This is a genomic window from Phaeocystidibacter luteus, from assembly GCF_008933115.1.
Lineage (GTDB): Bacteria > Bacteroidota > Bacteroidia > Flavobacteriales > Schleiferiaceae > Phaeocystidibacter > Phaeocystidibacter luteus.
Genome location: NZ_WBVO01000004.1, coordinates 41,942 through 64,736, shown reverse-complemented (window position 1 = coordinate 64,736; position 22,795 = coordinate 41,942). Strand labels below are relative to the sequence as shown.

General features: G+C 46.7%; 17 protein-coding genes. 7 read left to right on the top strand and 10 right to left on the bottom strand.

Annotated elements, in window-relative coordinates:
* Positions 1-12: 12 nt before the first annotated feature.
* Both efp and F8C67_RS06760 read left to right on the top strand, forming a co-directional pair.
* Entirely contained in the window at positions 13-579 is a 567-nt protein-coding gene (gene efp, locus F8C67_RS06765) for an elongation factor P (RefSeq protein WP_151667070.1), read from the top strand.
* On the top strand, positions 579-1,511 hold the full coding sequence (locus tag F8C67_RS06760) for a UDP-3-O-(3-hydroxymyristoyl)glucosamine N-acyltransferase (protein ID WP_151667069.1): 933 nt from the start codon (positions 579-581) through the stop codon (positions 1,509-1,511). The genes efp and F8C67_RS06760 overlap by 1 nt, the downstream gene beginning before the upstream one ends.
* 992 nt (positions 1,512-2,503) lie before the next feature.
* On the opposite strand, the gene F8C67_RS06755 is transcribed toward F8C67_RS06760, so the two are convergent.
* The 6 genes from F8C67_RS06755 to F8C67_RS06730 all read right to left on the bottom strand — a co-directional run bounded on the left by F8C67_RS06755 (position 2,504) and on the right by F8C67_RS06730 (position 11,663).
* Complete coding sequence (locus tag F8C67_RS06755) at positions 2,504-3,955, bottom strand: tetratricopeptide repeat protein (RefSeq protein WP_151667068.1); 1,452 nt, start codon at positions 3,953-3,955, stop codon at positions 2,504-2,506.
* A 13-nt stretch (positions 3,956-3,968) separates the two neighbouring features.
* Positions 3,969-6,791: a TonB-dependent receptor domain-containing protein gene (locus tag F8C67_RS06750; RefSeq protein ID WP_151667067.1), complete on the bottom strand. Its 2,823-nt coding sequence runs from the start codon at positions 6,789-6,791 to the stop codon at positions 3,969-3,971.
* Positions 6,792-6,941: 150 nt separating this feature from the next.
* Complete coding sequence (locus F8C67_RS06745; RefSeq protein ID WP_151667066.1) at positions 6,942-8,372, bottom strand: O-antigen ligase family protein; 1,431 nt, start codon at positions 8,370-8,372, stop codon at positions 6,942-6,944.
* A complete protein-coding gene (locus F8C67_RS06740; RefSeq protein WP_151667065.1) occupies positions 8,369-9,382 on the bottom strand; it encodes a GumC domain-containing protein in 1,014 nt (337 codons plus the stop codon). Before F8C67_RS06740 ends, F8C67_RS06745 begins: the two co-directional genes overlap by 4 nt.
* A gap of 14 nt (positions 9,383-9,396) precedes the next feature.
* Positions 9,397-10,338, bottom strand: coding sequence for a sulfotransferase family protein (locus F8C67_RS06735; protein WP_151667064.1), 942 nt, complete (start codon positions 10,336-10,338; stop codon positions 9,397-9,399).
* Positions 10,317-11,663, bottom strand: coding sequence for a flippase (locus F8C67_RS06730; protein ID WP_151667063.1), 1,347 nt, complete (start codon positions 11,661-11,663; stop codon positions 10,317-10,319). Before F8C67_RS06730 ends, F8C67_RS06735 begins: the two co-directional genes overlap by 22 nt.
* Before the next feature lie 61 nt (positions 11,664-11,724).
* On the opposite strand from F8C67_RS06730, the gene F8C67_RS06725 reads away from it, so the two are divergent.
* The 3 genes from F8C67_RS06725 to F8C67_RS06715 all read left to right on the top strand — a co-directional run bounded on the left by F8C67_RS06725 (position 11,725) and on the right by F8C67_RS06715 (position 16,457).
* Positions 11,725-12,834, top strand: a complete 1,110-nt coding sequence (locus F8C67_RS06725) for a glycosyltransferase family 4 protein (protein WP_151667062.1) — start codon at positions 11,725-11,727, stop codon at positions 12,832-12,834.
* Entirely contained in the window at positions 12,827-13,426 is a 600-nt protein-coding gene (locus F8C67_RS06720) for a ribonuclease HII (RefSeq protein WP_151667061.1), read from the top strand. Before F8C67_RS06725 ends, F8C67_RS06720 begins: the two co-directional genes overlap by 8 nt.
* Before the next feature lie 439 nt (positions 13,427-13,865).
* Positions 13,866-16,457: a DUF3352 domain-containing protein gene (locus F8C67_RS06715; protein WP_170266390.1), complete on the top strand. Its 2,592-nt coding sequence runs from the start codon at positions 13,866-13,868 to the stop codon at positions 16,455-16,457.
* Here the strand turns inward: F8C67_RS06715 and F8C67_RS06710 are convergent.
* The 4 genes from F8C67_RS06710 to F8C67_RS06695 all read right to left on the bottom strand — a co-directional run bounded on the left by F8C67_RS06710 (position 16,449) and on the right by F8C67_RS06695 (position 20,487).
* Positions 16,449-17,162 (bottom strand): class I SAM-dependent methyltransferase, encoded by a 714-nt coding sequence (locus F8C67_RS06710; RefSeq protein WP_151667059.1) that lies wholly within the window; start codon positions 17,160-17,162, stop codon positions 16,449-16,451. The two genes, F8C67_RS06715 and F8C67_RS06710, sit on opposite strands and share 9 nt — an antisense overlap.
* Complete coding sequence (locus F8C67_RS06705; protein ID WP_151667058.1) at positions 17,163-18,053, bottom strand: glucosaminidase domain-containing protein; 891 nt, start codon at positions 18,051-18,053, stop codon at positions 17,163-17,165.
* Between the two features lie 80 nt (positions 18,054-18,133).
* A complete protein-coding gene (locus tag F8C67_RS06700) occupies positions 18,134-19,213 on the bottom strand; it encodes a hypothetical protein (RefSeq protein WP_151667057.1) in 1,080 nt (359 codons plus the stop codon).
* Positions 19,214-19,248: 35 nt separating this feature from the next.
* On the bottom strand, positions 19,249-20,487 hold the full coding sequence (locus F8C67_RS06695; RefSeq protein WP_170266389.1) for a hypothetical protein: 1,239 nt from the start codon (positions 20,485-20,487) through the stop codon (positions 19,249-19,251).
* 130 nt (positions 20,488-20,617) lie between these two features.
* On the opposite strand from F8C67_RS06695, the gene F8C67_RS14405 reads away from it, so the two are divergent.
* Positions 20,618-20,779 (top strand): DUF5522 domain-containing protein, encoded by a 162-nt coding sequence (locus F8C67_RS14405; RefSeq protein WP_223277530.1) that lies wholly within the window; start codon positions 20,618-20,620, stop codon positions 20,777-20,779.
* The gene (locus tag F8C67_RS06685; protein WP_151667054.1) at positions 20,779-22,791 is read left to right on the top strand and encodes a urocanate hydratase; all 2,013 of its coding nucleotides are present in this window, start codon (positions 20,779-20,781) and stop codon (positions 22,789-22,791) included. Before F8C67_RS14405 ends, F8C67_RS06685 begins: the two co-directional genes overlap by 1 nt.
* The last annotated feature ends 4 nt before the right edge of the window (positions 22,792-22,795 follow it).

The window sequence follows — 22,795 nt, the reverse complement described above, 5'->3', positions numbered from 1 at the left end:
AAATAGATATTTATGGCAAGTACTTCAGATATCCGCAACGGTATGTGCATCGACTACAATAACGATCCGTACCAAATCGTAGAATTCCTTCATGTGAAGCCTGGTAAGGGTAATGCATTCGTGCGCACAAAGATGCGCAACCTTAATACAGGTCGTTTGCTCGAGCATACTTTCCCTGCGGGAACTAAGATTGACGAAATCCGCGTAGAGAACCGCAACTACCAATACCTCTACAACGATCCAGATGGATATCACTTCATGAATATGGAGACGTATGAGCAAATCACCCTTCAAAAGGACTTGATCAACGCTCCAGAGTTTTTGAAGGATGGAATGGAAACCAACATTCTTTATCACGCCGATGAAGAACGTCCACTTTCATGCGAACTCCCAGCTACGGTAGCACTCGAGATTACGTATAGCGAACCAGGCGTAAAGGGAAACACAGCTACGAACGCCACAAAGCCAGCTACACTTGAAACAGGAGCGGAAGTACGCGTGCCATTGTTCATCGAGCAAGGTGAGAAAATTGTGATTGATACTGCTACGGGCAGTTATAAAGAACGCGCCAAAGAATAATGAGATTTCCAGAACCTCGTACGCTTTCCAATTTAGCTGAATGGCTAGGATGCTCCTTTGTAGGTGATCCAAACCACGAGGTTACAGGAATCAATGAAATACACGTAGTAGAACCGGGTGATCTCGTATTTGTGGATCACCCGAAATACTACGACAAAGCCCTTCAATCGGCCGCTACTACCGTACTTATCAACAAGGAAGTGGAAGCACCAGAGGGCAAGGGACTCATCATTTCAGATGACCCATTCCGTGATTTCAACAAGATCACGAATTTCTATAAGCCTTTTGCTGCGAGTCCAAAGGCCATCTCAGATGATGTCATTATCGGCGAAGGATCCGTAGTTCAGCCAGGCTGCTTTATCGGACCCAATGTCAAGATTGGCAAAAACACGGTCATTCACGCAAACGTTTCCATCTACGGCGATTGCACTATTGGTGACGACGTAGTTATTCATGCCGGAACCGTTCTAGGCGGCAGCGCTTTTTACTACAAAAAACGACCAGAGGGCTACGACCGCCTGCTGAGTGGTGGCGACATCCGCATTGAAGATCGTGTAGAGCTGGGTGCTTGCTGTACAATCGACAAAGGCGTTTCGGGAACGACCATCATCGGAGAAGGCTCGAAACTCGACAACAACGTGCATATTGGTCACGATACGCAGGTAGGCAAGAACTGTCTATTCGCCTCGCAAGTGGGCATTGCCGGCTGTGTAATTGTAGAAGATAGCGTCACACTTTGGGGCCAAGTAGGTGTAACCAGCGGCATCACCTTGGGTGAAGGCTGTGTTGTACTTGCACAATCAGGCATTTCTAAGTCGCTCGAAGCCAAGAAGACCTACTTTGGCTACCCTGCAGAAGAGGCGAGGAAGAAATACCGTGAGATGGCTTCTATTAGGGTTTTGCCGGAGATAATTGAGAGGTTGGAGTTATAATTGGCTGCGCCAAAAGGATAGCCTTCGGCTAAAGGATTTCCTTTGCCCAACGGCAGGAAAAAGTGGGTTACCTATTTCTAGAGCTCACACTTTGACCTAAAGGCTCTTCATTCCAATTACGTGAGTTGAAAGATTGATATGACAAAGGTCAAAAGGATACTTCCTCCCCACCCCCTACTCATCACCCACTTCCTTCCAGCTTAGCAATCAGCCTGCTTTCTGCCATTTGGCAGATCCTTATCCCGCCGATAGGCGCGGATTCCTTTTAGCCGCAGGCTAACCCTTTCTTCCCAACACCTTCTCATCACCCACTTCCTTCCAGCTTAACAATCAGCCTCCTTTCTGCCATTAGGCAGATCCTTATCCCGCCAATAGGCGCAGATTCATTTTAGCCGCAGGCTAACCCTTTCTTCCCAACACCTTCTCATCACCCACTTCCTTCCAGCTTAACAATCAGCCTCCCTTCTGCCATTAGGCAGATCCTTATCCCGCCGATAGGCGCAGATTCCTTTTAGCCGCAGGCTAACCCTTTCTTCCCAACACCTTCTCATCACCCACTTCCTTCCAGCTTAACAATCAGCCTCCTTTCTGCCATTAGGCAGATCCTTATCCCGTCAATAGGCGCAGATTCATTTTAGCCGCAGGCTAACCCTTTCTTCCCAACACCTTCTCATCACCCACTTCCTTCCAGCTTAACAATCAGCCTCCCTTCTGCCATTAGGCAGATCCTTATCCCGCCGATAGGCGCAGATTCCTTTTAGCCGCAGGCTAACCCTTTCTTCCCAACACCTTCTCATCACCCACTTCCTTCCAGCTTAACAATCAGCCTCCTTTCTGCCATTAGGCAGATCCTTATCCCGCCGATAGGCGCGGATTCCTTTTAGCCGTAGGCTAACCCTTTTGGCCATAGGCCAATAAACAAAAAAAACCGCCCCCGGGTGCAGGGGCGGTTCCGTTGGAATGGCATTAGGCCTATTCAGACCTGTTGCTCATTAGTGGAATGGACAAACAGCGTCGTCAGTTTTGTTAGCTACGATGATAGCGTTCACATCGTGAGTAACTGTACAAACGTACGTTGTTGGGTCATAGTCAATCTCATCAGCCTCGCCTGCGATAGCTACGAGGAACGCTGGAAGATCGCTAATAGTAGATGGGTGTCCAGCTCCGATGTTCTCGTTTTGAAGTGCTTCCACTTCTGAGATCACGTAGCTAAGTCCCATATCCTTAAAGCGACGACCTTCTGCGATGAAGATTTCTTGACGCATTCTGTAAAGAAGTGTGAGCATCGCATCTTCACCTGCAGTAACTGCAGCGGCAATCTCAGCACCATCAGCTGATGTTCCAGAGATAGCAGGAACGGTTACGTCACCCGCCTTACGGTTTAACACAAGTCCTGTGCGACCGTTTACAACGGCAGCTGTAGTATCAGGACGAGACCCTGGATCACGCTCATGACGGTCTTCTGTAGAATCGTCGAATGTGTTGCTTGGACGAGAAGCCACCAACGTGAGAAGGTTATTCAAAGTAGTAGCTGCACCAGCTAAGTTAGTCCCAGCAATCTGAGCCTCAGCAATGATTAGGTGAGCTTCTTCAGCCTTCATCAATGGAATTGGTGAATCCTGAGAACCAGAAATCGAGTACACTTTCGGATCGAGGAAGTCCAACGTTGGCAAAGGCTGGAGGTCATCAAAACCACCACGCTCTTGAAGGGCCAACTGCATGTTGTTCTTCGTGTAGTCGAATCCGTTATTGTTACCTGAAGAGTTCACTGGATCGAATTCGATAAAGCGAACGTAATCTGGATCAGCAGCAAGAGCATCGTTTGCATCAGAAACAGCGTTCGTTGCATCACCGAGGTGATAGTATGCACGTGCTCTTCCGATCATTGCCCCTACGTGGCTTGGATCAGCCGTAAGTGCACTTCCGAATGCTGCAACCGCAGAATTCAAGTTGCCAGTGCGGCTAACCAATGGTCCCTTGTCTTCTTGCGGAAGCTCGTTGAAGAACTCTGCCGCGTAGAGGTAAGAAACCCCGAGGTAGAAGTAATACTCTGCTCTCGTAGCATCAGAAAATCCAGCTGGATCATTTGGACCAACTTCGTTGATACCGAAGAGGGCTTTTTCGCGAAGACGACCGATACCTCTGTGAGCCACATTGATATCATTGTCTTGCCACTGGATATTGAAGTCATCTACAAACTGATTGTAGAATGTATTGATGTTGTCGTAGTTATCTGAAGCGATTTCAGACAAAACACCAATTTGGTTAAAGGTGATGGCCATTTGGCGATCGAGACCTGCTTTCCATGAGATGGAAGAGTTCGCTACACCAATTACATCATCCTCCCCGATATTCGGGTTGATTGTTTCGAATGGGTCGACAGCCTCACAACTCGCAAGTGCGATTGCAATAGCGAATAACCCTGTTTTATATGCTAGTTTCATACGATACATGGTATTAGAGTCCGAATTTCAAAGTCAACACATACATTCTCGGCGCAGACTCAGTACCGAAGGCGAAACCACCTCCACCAAAGCCACCTTGCGCGTCAATACCGGCACCGGTAACATCTGGGTCAAACGAGCTAGAAACAAAGTTCAATGGGTTGATCAAGCTGATACCAATTGAAGAGCGCTCAAGACGACCGTCAAACATGCCACTAAGGTCATATGAAACGGCAATGTTGCGAATCTTCACGTAGTTGGCATCCTCTACCCAGTAACCTGCCAAGTCGAAGAAGCTACCAGCCTCAGCAAGTGCTTCATCAGGAATACGACCTTCGTCGTTGATTCCACCGAAGTAACGAAGTACATCATCCACGTTTACACCTTGTCCACCGTACTGGTAGTCACCAGCCATAGACACTGTAAGCTTGTTGTTGTACGTGTACACCAATGAGAAAGTACCGAATGTTGGAGCGAACGTAGTTCCGAGGAATGCATTCTGCTCGAAGTCAACTGTACCATCATCATTAACAGTACCCTTCGTACCACGTAGGTAACCAAGAGGCTGACCTTCTTTTACGAATGCTCCGAGGAAGGTAAATCCACCTACCGCGAATTCTGGAGTACCACCTGTGCTTACTACGAGGTTCTCGTTGTAGTTGTAGCTCACGTTAGCTGTCAAGCGGTGCATTTCTGAACGAAGTACATCAACACCCAAGTTAACTTCCCAACCTTTGTTGCTGATCTCACCTACGTTCTGTAGCTGTGAACGCTGACCAGAAGATGGGTTAGCTGGTGGAGTGAAAAGTGCTCCTTCTGTAGTAGTGTTATAGTAAGTTACACCGGCACGAACTCTGTTGTCCCAGAATCCCATATCGGCACCAACTTCCCAAGTCTTGGCAATCTCTGACTGAAGCTCGTCGTTTCCAGGATTCTGGAAGTCGAACGTTGAGCCACCCAAGTAAGGTGCTGCTGCGAAAGTCAACTCGTTTGCGAAGGCACGTGGGAATACAGAAGCCTCACCGTAGTTCGCACGAAGCTTAAATGTGCTCCAAGTCTTCTGATCGAATGTATTTCTGAAGAACTCTTCTTCTGAAAGGATGTATGAACCACCCACTTTTGGAAGTGGAATAAGACCTACAGACTCACCGAAGGCAGAGTTTCCGTCGAGACGAAGACCCAAGTCCAAGAACAACTTGTCTTTGTAACCCAAGTTCTCGTTTACGTAAACACCGTAAGAAGTAAGAACTGAGTAGAAGTCTTCAGCTTGCTGGCTAGCAGAGTTGTTGATGGAAATAGAACCATCAGTAACCTGAAGCGCTGTGATAGCTTGCTGGATGTCTTGCTCACGGAAGAACTGTCCACCTACCAACGTCACGAATGAGAAATCACCCGCCGTAGCATTGTGCTGCAAGTTCAAGTTACCTGAAACTACAGCGAAGTTACGATCAGAGTCGATGATGTAACCTTGGTCAGTAGTTCCGTCAGGGAAGAATCCTTTAGCAATTTGCATTGCGTTTGTTGCAACTTCGCGCTGAACTGAGTTACGATAATCCAAACCAAGGTCGAAAGACGCTGCAAGGTTAGAAGAGAAGTTGTAACGGAAGTTGTTTGAGAACTGGAAGCGGTTAATCTTCTCAGTGATGTCGGTCAACTCCCCTTCCAACTGAAGTTGCTCCTGTAATGCGTCAGTTTCTGCTTGTGTGTAAGCGTCGAGGTCGCCATACTGACCACCTTCGAGGTTACCGAAACGAGCAAATGCCGTGTTCGCGTTGTAATCACGGTTAAACTCGAGGTTTGAGTAAGCAACTGAACCGCTGTAGCTCAAACGAGTGGTAACCTGTGAAAAAATAGAAAGACGCATGTTTCTACGAACCTGAGTGTTCAAGTCATTGAAACTGTCGTCTTGATAAAGACTACCGCTAAACTGGTAGTTAAAGTTGCGCGTACCACCGCCGAAACCGAGGCGATACTGCTGCATGAATCCTGGCTCATAAAGAATGTCGCCAGTGCGCTGGAAACGAAGGAAGTCTCTCGTTCCTGAGATGGCACCCAACTGAACTTCGAAGTTCACGTTGTTTTCTCCACCATTACCACGCTTGGTAAAGATTTGAAGTACACCGTTCGCGGCATCTGCACCATAAAGTGTAGTTGCAGCACCACCAGGGATGTACTCAATTCGATCGATTGATTCCATCGGGATATCCGCGATAGCTGATGACTGTGCACCACCTGTTGCGATACCCAACTCTGGGTTTGAGTTCAAGTTATCTACACGAACACCATCGATGAAAATCACCGGAGTAGTGTTAATCAATGCAGAAACTGGACCTCTCGAACGAATGATAGAGGCTGTACCTGGCTGACCAGAGCTCAAACGAATCTGAGCGTTTGGCAGTTTTGATTGGATCAACTGATCCAACTGAACTGAAGGTACTCTTTCGATTTCTTTAGAGTCGATTGACTGGATGGTCGTAGAGATACGACGCTTGTTGATACCGATACCTTGACCAGTAACTACAACCTCATCGAGCTCGCTAGTGTTGGGTTCTAGCTCAACCACTAAGAAATCATTGTTCCCAACGGCAACCTCTTTTTCAGAGGAACCGAATAACTTGAATACCAAGGTAGCATTAGAGCTAACAGTGATATCAAATGCACCATCGATGTTCGTCGATACCGCATTATCGGTCCCCTTTTCGGTTACCAGGACAGACGGCAGGGGCTCTCCCGTCTCAGCTGACTTTACAATACCACTCACTGTTTGCTGGGCAAACCCAGTAAAAGAGAATAGCATCAAAAGCAGCACACTAAACAGTGTAGCATTGCTTTTCATGTAGGCAAATTTTGTGTTAAACGTGGTCCTAAGTTGCAGAGAAATAATTACAAATGCAACGACAAAAGCGGAATGACTGTTAAAAAGTCAACACAAAAGAGGCTATCCGATTGATATTTAATCCTTCGGCACGACTAGTAAAAAGAGTAGTTAGCGTTGTTTACGCCCTGTTGGATGCCTGAAAAAGAGGTCAGTAGCCACAATCACGGCCGTGAAGGCGAACACAGGTCCCGCAGCCTTATCCATATCCAGGAAATTGTTGAGAAATCCATGTGTAAAATATGTGACAAGCCCCAAAGTGGCGCAAATAGATAGGTAGGCGACTTCATTTGACACCGCCCTGCGGTATGCGCGAATACCATATACCATTAATAAGGTCACAAAGACAATGACCAAGACCAACCCCGGCCAGCCCTGTTCAGCGAGCGGGCCAATGTATTCACTGTGCGCATTCCCCCTGTTTCCAGAGTTCGTTGAGATGATGGTCTTCTCATGGGGTTTCTGAAAAGGCGCATATTCAAACATATATACGCCCGGTCCCCATCCGGTATGCGGACGTTCCTTCCACATCCTGAATGCGGACGTCCACCTATTAATACGCTCGAGGTTGGAAGCATCCGTACTCACGTTTGAAATAGATTGAACGTGCTCACCGATGTCATCCGACGAAACCTGTTCGTTCTTTTCCAATTTCTGAAAGAGCTCTTCCCTATATCCATATAACATGGTAAGTCCGACTAGCGCAGCTATAACAAGCGCATTGAAGTTCACTCTATATCTAATGAGTAACCAAACCACTCCCGCCCCAGCAATACTAATCCAAGCCGCTCGAGTGAAAGAGAGAACAATGGCTGCCGTGAGCACTACGAAGAGAAAGAATGCGGCAGCTCGAACCCAGACTTCACTCTTTCTCAAAACGAGATAAACCGAAATAGGAAAGAACATGGCAAGCGTAGCACCGTAGCTCGTGTGCTCCTTGAAGAGTGGATACATCACCCAAACCGACGATTCTTTCGAAAAGCCGTTTCCTGCATGCTGATACATTGTATATAGCCCAGCAATACAAAGCGGAATGAGAAAGAGCCAATAGAAGGTTCGGATGTTTTGCTCCTTCTTAAACATCTGAGAGAGCAAATAGAAAAAGGGAACTACAAACCAAATTCGAGCAATCACATATTTAATGGATACGTCTGGTCGCTCACTTGTAATCGTAGTGATAATCATCCAAACGATTGTGGCAAGAATTGAAACCGTAATGGGATGCCGCAGAACTTTGAGATCTACCTCACCTCTCTGCACGAAACGGAAGAACAATAACGCTGTAATTCCCGCCAGAAGTGGCTCCGTAGGAAGACTCAGTCCTACATTAAAGGATTTATCGGTAAGCGTGACCGAAAGCGGTGTAGCGAACACGATGAAGAACATGAGTTTATCGAGATGCAAAAAAGCCGCCGCAACTGCCGCCAAGGCGAATGGTATAGCCATCAAGACGTAGGTTTCCGTCAGGATAGCCACCACATTAATCAGGAGGAAGAGTACTCCACCTCCGTAAACAAGCCAGTTTGTTAGCTTTTTACTCACGATACTTTCTTGCGCACATCCATGTATGCAGAAACGGCAAGGATGATAACGAGCGTAGCGATGAACGTACCCATCATTGAAATAAGTACAATCAATGAACGGATTGGATACGTCTTCTTCTCTGCTGGATAAGCCGAGTTGATTTCAAATGAAGCCGGAAGCGATTGGTTGTAGTCTACTCGCGCTTGGTCAAGCTTCGTTTTGATCTTAATCTCTTCTTCCTTCAAAAGCTGGAGTTCCTCGCGCATGTCTACATATCTACCACCATACTTGGCAATAGTATCGAGCGATTCGCGAAGCGCTCTTGTTCTGGAGTGATCAGGACCAAGCTCCACAGTTGCCATGGCGATTTGCTCTGAGTACACTGCCGCTTGAGCTTCATAATCGTGGACTCCTTTTTCAACGCGCAACTTTCTCAAAGCGTCTTCAAGTAGGCGCTCTTCCGTTCTAATCTGCTTGTAAGAGTTCTCAACGATTTGAAGGGCCAAGTACGCGCGTTCTCTTTGGATACGGTTCTTCACCTTGTTTAGGAGACGGCTAATATCGTTGGCGATATCCGCGGCCATTTGAGGATCTTCATCAAGAACAGAAATCTCCACCGAAGAAAACTCCGTTCTACGGAACTCCACATTATCAGAGAAAGTCTCTCGCAATTCGGTTTGCTTGTATGGAGATTCTGGATCGATATCGTAGTGCTCCATCAAGTTGTACTTCGCAACGATGGAGTCTCTAATCTCATCCGTATTCAAAATTTGAAGTAGTTGCTCTGCACGTTCCTCATCACCAAACTCAAGTACATCCTCATCCGCGAACCCCGTTTGAGGCAAAACCGCCTTCGAAATGGAGTTGGTTGTGGTTGCATACACCGTAACGTAGGATTGATACTTCGGCGTAATGAATGACGGTCCTGATAAGATAGCCGCCGCAATCGCAGAGACAAGGGGCAGGATAATCAAGGGCTTGCGCCACTTGTAGAGGAAGGTAATCAGGCTAGTAGATTGATACTCCATAGTATATCAATGAATTATTTCCAGTGTTCTAATGTCAGTCCGAGAAGACTCTCAAGCTTCTTTATATCTTTTCTGTAGTATTCCTTCCAACGATTCTCGTCGATGTTTACCACAGCAGCTTCATCATTCCATTGCGCCTTCAACATAGCTTTCCAGCTTTCGGGCATTCTATCCTTAATATTCCTAACTCGCTTTGATCCTTTTAGAAAGGCATTGAGTTTCGGAAATCTTGGCATTCCACCTGCATTTGCATGGACCTCTGAATCGAGCGCAAATATCGAAACATTCAAAAAAGCACAGAGGTCGTCAAACACTTTTTGTTGATTCTCAATCAAATCATCGAAAAAGACAAAATGAAACTGCGCTTTTGGGAACACCTTTAACCAATGCTCAAGCTGCTTTCCATACATGCCAAGCGGCAGAAACATCTCTGTACTCCCCCACCCTTGATTCGGCTTTTTCATATCCGCTTCGACGACTTCATCTGAGATTTCGGTAATATTCCCTCCTTGCAAAGCCATTTTGAGGTGCGATTTCAATCTAGAAACAGGATTCCTCAAGCAAACCACAAATTTAGCATCAGGATAGTCCTTCGCGATATTCTCTGCTGCCTCTGTACTTACTAGGTAAGACGTTGAACTTTCACCTAAAACCGCCGCCCCATTCGCTGCGCGGTACAAGTCGGCATACTGTTGAGGCGACCTCACGAAGTCAAGATGCATAGGTTCGAGCACTTCCTGTGCGAAATAGGCATCCAAGTCGTGAAGCGATTGCTTTCGGTAGACCTCCGTAAAGTTGTCAGGGTTAATATCGGTGCTGTAGTAATTGGGTTCCTTAATGGGACTCATAAACACTTCGGGATGTAGACGAAGCATCTGATCAACCGTAGTTGTTCCACACTTGGCAGCACCAATTAAAAATACGCGAGTAGGTCTCATTTCATTCTCCAACGCCATGGGATAGGCAAAGATATTATCCTGAATATGCGGAAGACCTTCCAGGTTGCCACCACATTCCACAGAACCATGGAAGCAGATGTTGCAATCGCTGCACCCAAAATTCCCATTTCAGGAATCAATATGAGGTTAGCCACAAAGTTCAAAAGGGCAGTCCATAGCATGATTCGCTGACTCACCTTTTCGTATCCCGACATATTCAAAGTGTACATCACAGGTCCACATAACGCATTGACTACCTGACCTATTGCTAACACCTGAAGTGTAAGTACACCACCCTGCACATCACCATCTCCAGCGGTCTCCAAAACCCAGGTTGGAAACAGAACAAAAATGATAAAAACAGGAAGCGACAAAAGGAGATTAATCCAAGCAATTTGATGGATTATACTGCGTAGACCTTTCACGTCACTCTTCGCTGAAAACCCGCTTATCATGGGTGCTGCTATGCTGTTGATGGCAAACTGAGAGAACGTAATGAGTGTAGCCATTTTGAAAACGAAGCGGTATAAACCTACGTCGGCATCCGACATAAAATACCCAACCATCAATGTATCGGTCCAACTCATCACTAAAAAAAGCGAGCCGGAAATCAGCATAGGTATAGCGGTTCGAAAGACGCTTCCAAAGTCAACTTGATCTGATTTCGCTTTATTCAAATCAGTTGCCCTTCTCCTAAAAATCATAAAGAAACTCAGAATCAACAGGATATCGACGCCATAGCCGAAAGCTCTCACAGCATCCCATCCCGTTGCAGGGTCTCCTTTATAAATGTAGAAAAACACGACCGCCAGAATCATCAAAGACCCATTCTGCAAAAGTGAAAAATCGGTCATGCGTTTCAAACCGCGGAGTGTTTCCGCATTGAGCTGAAGAAGTGCAAACTGCGGAATAATGTAGGCCATGCCAATGAAGGCGAGGTCGAGTTCAGAACTGCCAAAGAAATTGGCAAGTGAGTCAGCTGAAAAATAGAGGATTGCGGCGAAAACCAAGCTTACACTCAGCACCACTGAAGCGGACAACAAGTATAGCCGCACCACCTTACCAAAGTTTTTTTCGACGACATATGCGGATACATACTTAACAATGGCGCTTTCTAGTCCCAATCGAGACACAACCGTAATAATCATTAAGGCTGTAAATCCCATTTCGAAGACTCCATATCCATCACTTCCGGCCCATCTGAACACGAGGATTGTGAAAAGGTAGCCGCTTAGCGCTCCAAGAATTTTGAATAGCAACACCAAACCGGAGCCCTTAAGCAACTCCATTAACTGGCCATCTTCACGCATTCGCGCCAGGCGTTGGTGTACTTTATCAATCATTAAGGGCAAAAGTAAGGATAGCGGTCAAACGAACCGGATGAGTTTTTAATACTTTTGAACGATGAAAATCGCCATAAATACGCGTTGGCTGCTAAAAAATCGCCTAGAGGGCATTGGTTGGTTCACTCATTCTCTCGTCAAGAGAATGGTAGAAAGCCATCCAGAAGTTGAGTTTCACCTCATCTTCGATCGAAAGCCCGATGCATCGTATAAATATGGTCCGAATGTAGTCATGCACACGGTTCGTCCGGCTGCGCGACACCCCTATCTCTGGTCACTTTGGAACCACTACCGCGTTCCAGCAAAATTACGGCGCATCAAACCCGACGTTTACTTCTCACCCGATGGCATGGGCGTCAAGAATTGGAAGGGCAAACAACTTTTAGCCGTGCACGATTTGAATTTTGAGCACCATCCCGAATGGATCCCGCGAAAAGTCGGGGAATGGTATCAAAAACACATGGTTCAATATGGCCGAGCCGCAGATAGAATCGTTTGCGTAAGCCGTGAAACATTGGAAGATGTAAGCAGAACCTGGGGCATCTCAACATCCATTATGGATGTGGTCTACAACGCTCCACAATCGAACTTCGAGCCTTTAATTGGAGCTAATATTGAACTTCCAATTTCCGGAAAATACTTCTTGTGCGTCGGTTCAATCAACCCTAGAAAGAACCTCGCTTTGGCGGTTAGAGCATTCTCTAAATATCGCCTTCAAGGCGGGGATGCCGAGCTAGTTTTGGTAGGCAATCACATGCATATCGACAGCGAACTTGAACGCGTCTTGGAAGAATCTCCATATAGGAATAAGGTCCATTTTGTAGGCCGGAAACATGGCAGCGAACTGAACGCAATCATGTCCAATGCTATTGCCCTCCTCTTTCCTTCCCTATTCGAAGGATTTGGGATCCCCATTGTTGAGGCCATGGCTGCCGGAACTCCAGTGATTTGTTCGAATGTGTCCTGTATGCCAGAAATTGCAGGTGATGCTGCGCTCCTTCTATCTCCCTTTGATGCCGATGCATGGACGGATGGAATGAACCAAATGGAAAATCAATCTGAGCGCCAGACTTGGATTGAGAAAGGCATCGAACGAGCAAAGTTTTTCAATTGGGATTCTTCAGCGAAGAAACTATGGGAGAACATCGTTAAAACCGCGGGCAATGCTTGACGGCAATATAAAACGAGGCAGACTCGAAGCAGGCTGCGATGAAGTGGGACGCGGATGTTTAGCCGGTCCAGTGGTTGCCGCTGCGGTAATTCTTCCAGATGATGTCGAGCTTCCTCACCTCAACGATTCAAAAAAACTTACCGAAAAGAAGAGAGACGAGCTGCGAGAGCAGATCATGGAGCGCGCCACAGCGTGGGCGATAGGTTCATGCTCTCACACTGAGATAGATGAAATGAACATCCTTCGCGCCTCTTTCGAAGCGATGCATCGTGCTATTGCTCAGCTAGAAGTTGAACCCGAATATCTTCTGATTGACGGAAACAAGTTTGTGCCTTACGGAGAAATTCCTCATGAATGCGTGGTTAAAGGCGATGGGAAGTACTTATCTATCGCTGCGGCGTCCATTCTTGCCAAAACAGAGCGTGACCGAATCATGCGTGAGGCGCACGAGCAATGGCCTCATTACCGATGGGACAAGAATGTTGGCTATCCCACAGTTGAACATAGGAATGGCATACGCGAGCACGGACCAAGCCCGATACACAGGATGAGTTTTCAACTCTTGCCGCGGCAATTGAGTTTGGATCTTTAGGGGATAAATCTCACGCCCACTTTGGAAGGCCTGCAACTTCAGTTTAGGGAGAAGATGCGCTCATAATTACTGGGGCCCACTCCGCCCCCTCCCTGGTGCGAACGTACAAAACCCCCATCCGCTAGTCGGAGGATAAACGTTTACAAACGGATAGATGTGTGAATCACGTTTTTACATTTTGAGATTTCAACTTCGAGATGTAAAAAACGTAGCTTGAGAACGGGGTGGGGCTAGCCAGCCCCCAATTAAAAACACCCAGCCCACCAACTTCTTCGCTTCCTAGACATTCCGCATTCCACAAATCACCCCATAAAATTCGGCCTTTCCATTGCCCAATTACCTTTGCTGATTCATTAACAATCCCCCCTTCATATCATTCATTTCACCCACAATAATCTAGACGCATTTCGCGTACATTTGAATGAAAATCCCCACAACTATGAATCTGCGTTTGAGAAGCGCCTCGAGCATCATCTTCATTCTCATTTCCACTTTCATTCTCACCTCTTGCGTGAATGATGGCCCAGCAGCTGGCAAAGCTCTCGACGCCCTGCCCGTGCGCTCTGCCCTCGTAGTGAAAGTCAACGACTGGGAGGAACTGAGCGCTGACGTGAATCGAAACGCGATCTATCAAGAGCTACTCAATCTCCGGGCTATTGATGAGTTCACCGAGTGGTTGGAGTTTATCCCGTCGAATCTTCGAAATTCTGAGTTTTGGGTTGCCGCTCACGCCAGCGGTGCCGAGTCCTACGATTTGCTCTTCGCGACCGAAATGCCAGAAGCTCAATCCTTACCAGATTCTCTTGATTGGCAAAGCCGCGAATACTCGGGGACAGATATCTATAGCACAACTGTCGACGAATCCGAATGGCACGTTTGTTCTTTTCGCAGTGTCCTCCTCATTTCGCAAAGTCGTCGACTTGTTGAGGAGGCAATCCGACAACTAGACACGGAGCATTCACTCGAAGAAGATCCAGATTTTCTCAAGGCTTACAAGACCGTAAACAGCAAAGATGCTCTCAACTTGCTCGTCAATTACGGTGAAATCTCCGGGCTCCTTGAGTACAGCTTTCCAAATGCACCGCTTAGCTTTTTGGGAAACATGGGAACCTGGGCTGCCTACGACTTAGCCCTTAATGTCGACGACATGATGCTCTCCGGCATTCATCTCAATTCCGACAGCTCTAATAGTTGGCTTTCCTGTTTCTCCGGAATCAGAGGTGGTGATTTCCCGGCACAATCACTGCTCCCCACAAATACCGCTCAAGCAGTGATGGTCAACGTGGGAAGTTTTTCCGAGTACAACCGCAACTACCAAGAATACCTGCGCAAGGACGATAGACAGCGAATGTTCAGCAATCAAATTGGACAACTTGGGTTTTCTATCGAAGAGGCCTTACTCAGCTGGAGTGGTGGCGAGTTCGGATTGATTTCCCTAGAAACCTCTCCCGAGGCTGTTGCCCAGCCAAGAATCGCTTACATCAAGGCATTAGATTCTGAAATGGCGATTGAATCAATGAAGATTCAAGCCGATGCCGATTTTATCGAGAATCACAGAAATTATATCATCCAAAAATCTTCACCTAAAAACCTGCTCTTACTGGGCTATGGAAGGATTTTCAAGGATATGATTTCACCGTACTACACCGTTCACGGCGATTACATTCTTTTTGGAAACAACCTCCTCACCCTAAAAGGATACATCAACGACCTCATGGATGGGCGTGTCCTTCCAAATCAAGCCACGTTCACAGACGCGCTAGATGAAGTGTCGAGCAATGCACATGTTCGTGTCATTCACAAGAACCCAGGTGCGGCAGGACTTGTGAGAAGATTGATTGATCAAGATGAAACAGATGAGATTGACGACAACCTGGAATCCCTCTCGAAAGTAGCCTGGGCCATCACGCAGTATAAGGTTGATGACGATGTAAGCTATTCTCAGATATTCGCGAAACATCAAGAAGAATACATTCCTGAAGCGAAGCAATTGTGGGCCCTTCCTTTGAAAGGCGAAGTTCTAGGCAGACCACAATTTGTTCTGAACCACTACACCAACAAAAACGAAATTGTGGTTCAGGATGAATCCAACACGCTCTACCTCATCAATGCCGGTGGTGAAGTCCTTTGGCAACGCGAACTCGATGGGCCAATCATGGGGTTAATTTCTCAGGTCGACCTGTTCAGAAACAACAAGCTGCAATTAGCTTTTAATACTTCGAAGTTCCTATACATCATCGATAGAAACGGAAAAGATGTCGCTCCATTCCCAGTTGCTCTGCCGCATACGGCCACCGCACCTGCAGCCGTATTCGATTACGATGGGGTTAAGAACTACCGTTTCGTCATTCCATGTGGAACAAGAGTTCTCAATTACTCAAAAGAGGGCAAACAAGTTGATGGGTGGGCCTTTACTGAAACTGAATCTGCGGTGATTCGTCAACCCCAGCACTTCACGGTGGGCACGCGTGACTTCATCGTTATTAGAGAATCTAGCGGCAAAGTACACATCGTAAGTCGCAGAGGCGAAACCAGAATCCCAACGGAAGATCTCCTGCCGGACACGCATAACGACCTTTATTTATCAGTAGGCGCCACCACAGAAGAAACGAGAATCATCTCACTCAGCGAGGGCGGTCAGCTCGTTTCGCTCTTCATGAATGGGCAGGTAGATAGTACCGATATCGATTTGGCAGATGACCGAGGCGAGTTTATTTTCCGAGACGGCAAGTACATCATCACCCAAAACGGAAGGTTGATTGTGAAGGAGGAGCTTCATCCATTCAACATTGATTTGGATGCTGACCTTTCGAGTCCGCTTTACTTCATGAGAAATGGCACACCAATTTATGGGGTGGTTATTAACGATAAAGACCAAGTATGGCTTTATGGTCAGACTGGCGAACCGTTACCCGGACTACCGCTTTATGGATCATCTATGTTTACCGTGGGTGAATTTGGTCAAGCTGGTGTGCTGAACCTCATCGTTGGTACGCGAGACGGAAACTTGCTCAACTACAAGCTAGAGTGATTTAAGGCGCTTGCTTCGAACTAGGAAGCTCCCATTGCCATCGTCGTAAAGGATGTCCATACTCCAGCCGAGCTTTTGCAATTCCACTTGGAGGGATTTTGCATCGGCAAATAGCCAAGGAAAAAGGACCTCAGTACCGTCGTACTTCATTCGATAGGTTTGCTCACCGTAATACGGTTCAAGTTCTAGCGGATTGGATCCTTCGGGAAACTTATAGACATAGGCGATGTCTGTAGATTCGAAGAGCACTTGCCCATCGGGATTGAGCCATTCATCCCATTTATCGGTGAATTCTGCCAGTCCTTGAAGGGTTCCGGATAAGCCAATTCCATTCATGAGGAGGAGGACTGTATCATAGTAGGCATCCTTGAAATCCTGCCAATTTGCGCATGTAGCGGTCTTTACTCCTCGAGAACGCATCACATCTACAGCCCCGATTGAATTGTCGACAGCCGTAACTGCATGTCCTTTTGCTTGAAGTTCGAGCGCATGTGCACCGGCGCCTGCACCCATATCCAAAACTCGGCCTCTGCATCGATCTATGGCTTCTTGCTCGAGCTCTGGAAAATCATCCCATGTTCGGAAGAAATGCGAAACAGGAAGGTCTTCCCAATCGACAACTTGCGTTCGAACCCGCAGCTTGTGTAGGCCAAGCCCCGTATGGTAATCGCGCATGGCGCGCCCAAAAAGATCGGTGTCCTTCATCTAATCTCGATATCCTCGCAGAACGAGGGTTTCGCCCACACGGGGCTCTTCCCCAGGAAGCATGTTGTTTCTTTTGTACAGCTGCATAAGTCGCATGCCGTACTTCTGACTAATAGAGTGCATTGTTTCGCCGTCACCCACGCGATGGGTGTCGTCAAACCCTCTTCTGTTCTTCTTTTCGATGAAGATGACCATACCTTCCTCGAGTTTACTATCCCAGGTGAGGTCGTTGTACTCGATGAGTTTATCGATAGGAACATCAACCTCAAGCGAGAGTCGATTCCAATTATCACCGCTGTATGCTACCACATAAGACAAGCCCGAGCGGTGCTCTAAGATGGTATGCCCATCCGCAATCACTTCGTCCTCCTCCTCGTCGTAGTGCATCTTGTCGTATTTGTACAACTCGTATTCTTCAATGATGCCGATCAGCAATTCGGGGTACCTGCGGTTGGTAGCATAACCGGCGTCTTTTAGTCCTTCTGCCCACGCTTCGTAATCGTAAGGATCTAAGGCGAAGAGTGCGGAGTATCTAGAGCGGTTCTTTAAAAATAGGCTATGATCGCGGAATGAATCTTCGGCACGATCGTATTTGCGAAAGCACTCGTTATCCTCGTCATCATCATGATAAACGCGCTCGCCTTCCCAATCGGAATGGCACTTGATCCCAAAGTGATTATTTGCATCTCGGGCTAATTCGCTTGTTCCGTCGCCCGATTCCAAGATACCTTGGGCTAGGGTGATACTAGCGGGGATACCATAATCTTGCATTTCGCGGATGGCGATATCCTTGTACTTCTCAATGTAATCTACTCGGCGTTGCAGACGGTTTTGAGCGAAGCTTGAAAATGAAACAAGCAAAACCAGTGTGGTGGTGAGAATCCCTTTCATGTTCGAAAACTACAATGTTCCTAGACTGAACGGTGAAGGGAGTGCGCTATTTTATTCACTATCTGGGGTTGATAGTAAAATCAATTTAAAAGTGGTGCTAGCAAGTGGACAAAAACACCTGAAGCCACGAAGTATGAGCCAGTCGCCGTTGCCACCCATTTCTTCGGAACATCGGTCCAAAGAAAGTAGAAAACACCCAAGAATACTGCTGTTTCAGCTAACCCCGTAAGCAGACCCCAAGCCTCGTATTCCATCGGACTCATTGGATACTGCGTTATTCCTACTATTGCTCCTAGAACTAGGGTAATCAGCGATATAGTTGCTGAAACTTTAAGCACTTGCCTCGATGATAGATTTGCGAAGTAAAGAACAAAAGCTGCCAAGAATGCTGAAAGAATGGACATGGAAGATTGAGTCACAATCATGTCTCTTGTACTGAACGAATCAAAAAAGTCTGCATATATCTCGTTCATCGTCCAAAAGCAGGACCCGATTATAGCCATAATGACAAACCTTCCCCATGATGAAGACTCTTTCGTTTTATCACTTGAGGTGGTCAGAGAATGATCTAAAATACCAGTAGCATCCAATTGTTGATGCTGTTCTGGAATAACCGACTTCTTCTTCAAGACAATCAATAAAAAAGCTAGAATTGGAAGTAAAAGTGCGATCTGAATAGCTTCTCCGTAGTTCGAGAGATCACCAAGCATTCCGATTGACAGCACACCGGCTGCAGCGCCCAGGCTTATCAATCCAGAGATTAGAACACTAAACACAGCGCGCTGTTTTTTCGATAGACTTCTTAAAGAAATATCTTTATGAATCCCCATTAAGAAGACGATGGAACCGGCAGACATCAGAATCAGCGCGGCGTCGATGTAGACACCCATGGAAAGCATCGCACCGCTCAAGACCTGAAGCAAGAGCCCCATTGACATGGCCCGTTTCGATCCTAAAACAATGTCGATTAATAAACCAAGAGGCAATGCAGTGAGCAGATAAGTTTCCGTGAGAAGCTCATAGGACTGGAGAGCCTCATAATTCTCCATGTTGAGCGTGTCTATCATCAGAAATATGACAACACCTCTAACTCCGTAATAATATGCTTTCTGCAATGTGAGGGCTCCAAATTGAGAGAGGACAGCGAGATTATCTTTCATGTTTAAATCAATATTAACCGTATCCAGCATCGAGGTTATCGAACTTCGCTTTCGATGTTCTCCACATCCTCAACCTTATTCTCCTTCCACAAATGAAAAGCTGAATAACTGATTAGAACGCCACCAATTGTTCCATAAACATAGGCATCTCCTATTCCATTTATGAGTGAGTACTTAATTATAAATGGCACTGCCATAAGTCCATATGTAATCCATTGACTAGCTATTCCTAGAGTTTTCCATGCACTCACGAGAATTGTGGAAATTAACCCCCCTAGTATGAGCATATCTAATATGAAATTTGGAATCATCATGTAGAAAAGAACCGTCGATGAACTCAGCATATAGCCAACGGCTGCAAAGCATATTTTCAGGATGAACAGTCTCGGTAAAACATGAATGAAATAAGCTACGCTTGGCTTGTATCTTAAGACAGCAAAAATGAAAACAAGAAACACGATTGCTCGTATTACTGCTGACACGTTTTGTGCTAAAATATGGCTATCCTGAACTCTTACGAGGACCTCTTGATTGTTTGGTAAAAACAATTCATTCGGAATCCATTCGCCGGAAAACTGCGGAAGCACTGTTTGAATCAATATGTATCCTGAGAAGCTGGCTAGTAAGTAACCAAGATTATCCATTGAAGTCGGTGCAAACCGAGACTCTTTATTAGCTCTTACATACGCCAACATTAAACTCCCAAGCAGAAGAACTCCAAGCACAGCAGGCCCAATGAAGTTTGCTCCCACCATGCCAAAATCTGCGAACTCTAGTGGCATAGTTTCTTCAACTAATTTGAACCCTAAATACACTGAAATCGTACTCAATCCCACCAGCGAAAATGAAACGGCCATGAGCTGATGCTTCTTCAATTTACTTTGACCGATATAGTGCAAACAATAAGGAATCAATGCTCCCAAAGAGAAGGTCGTTGTACGTACAAGTTCAGCGTTCAACGATTGGGATAATATCAAAGAACCTGCTCCAAGAAGTATAAGAACAATCGAAGTCAATAGAGGACTAATCTTTAGTGACAGCCACCCGCCAATGATACCAAAGACAAAAGTTCCAATGTAAAAAGCTCGTGTAGGAAGCGCTAGCAAATCATCGACACTATATTCCAAAACTCCCAACGCATCAGACGTCCCACCATCGCCGCTAATTCCGAACAATTGATACATCATATTAACCGTCTCAAATAGCGTGAGAGTCAACAAGAGTGTGAACAAGCTGAAAATCCAGCTACTAGACGGCTTTTCGTACTCGGACATAGGGGTGGAATGCGTTAGACAGAGAGGTAAAATGAACATGCAATATCGGACAATATCTCAATTCGTTCAAAGAGGTCATTTATTTAGAAACCCCGTCTACCTTCCTTACCTTTGCGCAAAGTCGAAAGCATTGAACAATCTCGATCCAGAAGATTTCTATTACAGTCCCGAAGGCTTCATCGTCTTCACTGAAAAATACCATCTGAAGAGAGGTCATTGTTGCCAAAGTGGATGCAAACATTGCCCCTATGGTTTCGACAAACGCACAGGAACTTTCAGAAATAAAAAGTGATGAGTACAGCTACGCTATCCTTCGCTGAAGAAATTGAACTTGGCATCCCGCAGGACCACCTGCCCCCAATGCCTGAATACGATCCAAACGTAAATCATGCACCCGTTCGCAAAGAGATTCTCAGCGAGGATGAAAAAAAACTCGCACTCAGAAATGCGCTTCGCTATTTCCCTGAGAGATTTCACTCCGAACTAGCACCAGAGTTTGCCGAAGAACTTCGCAAGTACGGTCGCATCTACATGTATCGCTACCGTCCTTCCTACGAGGTAAAGGCTCGCCCAATTTCGGATTACCCAGCGAAATCAAAGCAAGCGGCAGCCATTATGCTGATGATTCAGAATAACCTGGATCACGCCGTAGCTCAGCACCCACACGAGCTTATTACCTACGGTGGAAATGGTGCCGTGTTCCAAAACTGGGCGCAATACCGCCTAACCATGCAGTACTTGTCGCAAATGACCGACGAACAAACACTGCACATGTACAGCGGCCACCCTATGGGCCTCTTCCCTTCTCACCCTGGAGCTCCAAGAGTTATCGTCACTAATGGGATGATGATTCCGAATTACTCGCAGCCTGACGATTGGGAAAAGTTCAACGCATTAGGCGTCACTCAATATGGTCAGATGACGGCCGGATCATACATGTACATCGGTCCACAAGGTATCGTTCACGGAACCACTATCACCGTCCTCAATGCCTGCCGGAAAATTGACCCGACAGGATCCACAGCAGGAAAGCTGTTCGTTACTGCAGGTCTTGGTGGAATGAGCGGCGCTCAGCCAAAAGCGGGCAACATTGCGGGTGTCGTAAGTATCACGGCTGAGGTGAATCCAAAGGCGGCGTACAAACGTCACGAACAGGGCTGGGTCGACGAAGTGATTGAAGATGTAGATCAAACGATAGACACTGCCGAAGAATACCGAGCGAAAGGAGAAGCCCACAGCATTGCGTTCTTGGGTAACATCGTGGAGCTGTGGGAAAGAATGGTGGAGCGTGACATCAAGGTAGATTTGGGTTCTGACCAAACCTCACTTCACAATCCGTGGGCCGGCGGATACTATCCAGTGGATATGTCGTTGGAAGACGCCAACAACATGATGGCTGAAAATCCAGCTGAGTTCAAAAAGCACATTCAAGAAACACTGCGCAGACATGCGACAGCGGTGAACAAGCTCACAGAGCGCGGAATGTACTTTTTCGACTATGGAAATGCCTTCCTCTTAGAATCTTCGCGAGCAGGCGCAGATATCATGGCCGAAAATGGCATCGATTTCAAATACCCGAGCTACGTTCAGGACATTATGGGTCCGATGTGCTTCGATTATGGGTTTGGCCCATTCCGTTGGGTTTGTGCTTCAGGTGATCCAGCAGACTTGGAAAGAACGGATGCCATTGCAAAATCTGTTCTTGAAGAAATCATGCAGCGCTCGCCAATTGAAATCCAACAGCAGATGGCAGATAACATCCGTTGGATTGAGCAGGCAGGTCCGAACAAAATGGTCGTAGGCTCTCAAGCTAGAATCCTGTACGCCGATGCTGAAGGCAGAATCGCCATTGCAAGAGCGTTCAACCAGGCTATTTCGCGTGGAGAAATTGGTCCCGTTGTTTTGGGCCGAGATCACCACGATGTGAGCGGAACGGATTCACCTTACCGCGAAACTTCGAATATTTACGACGGCTCTAGCTTTACCGCGGACATGGCCATTCAAAATGTAATTGGCGACAGCTTCCGCGGTGCCACGTGGGTGAGCATCCACAACGGAGGCGGCGTTGGCTGGGGAGAAGTTATAAATGGAGGATTCGGCATGTTGCTCGACGGCAGCGAGGATGCAGACACTAAACTAGAGCGCATGCTTCACTACGATGTGAACAATGGTATTGCGAGAAGGTCGTGGGCTCGAAATAAAGAAGCTATATTCGCCATTAAGCGAGAGATGGAAAGAACGCCAAACTTGAAGGTAACACTTCCGAATCTTGCAAATGACGACTTGATTAACCAACAGTTCTAATCGG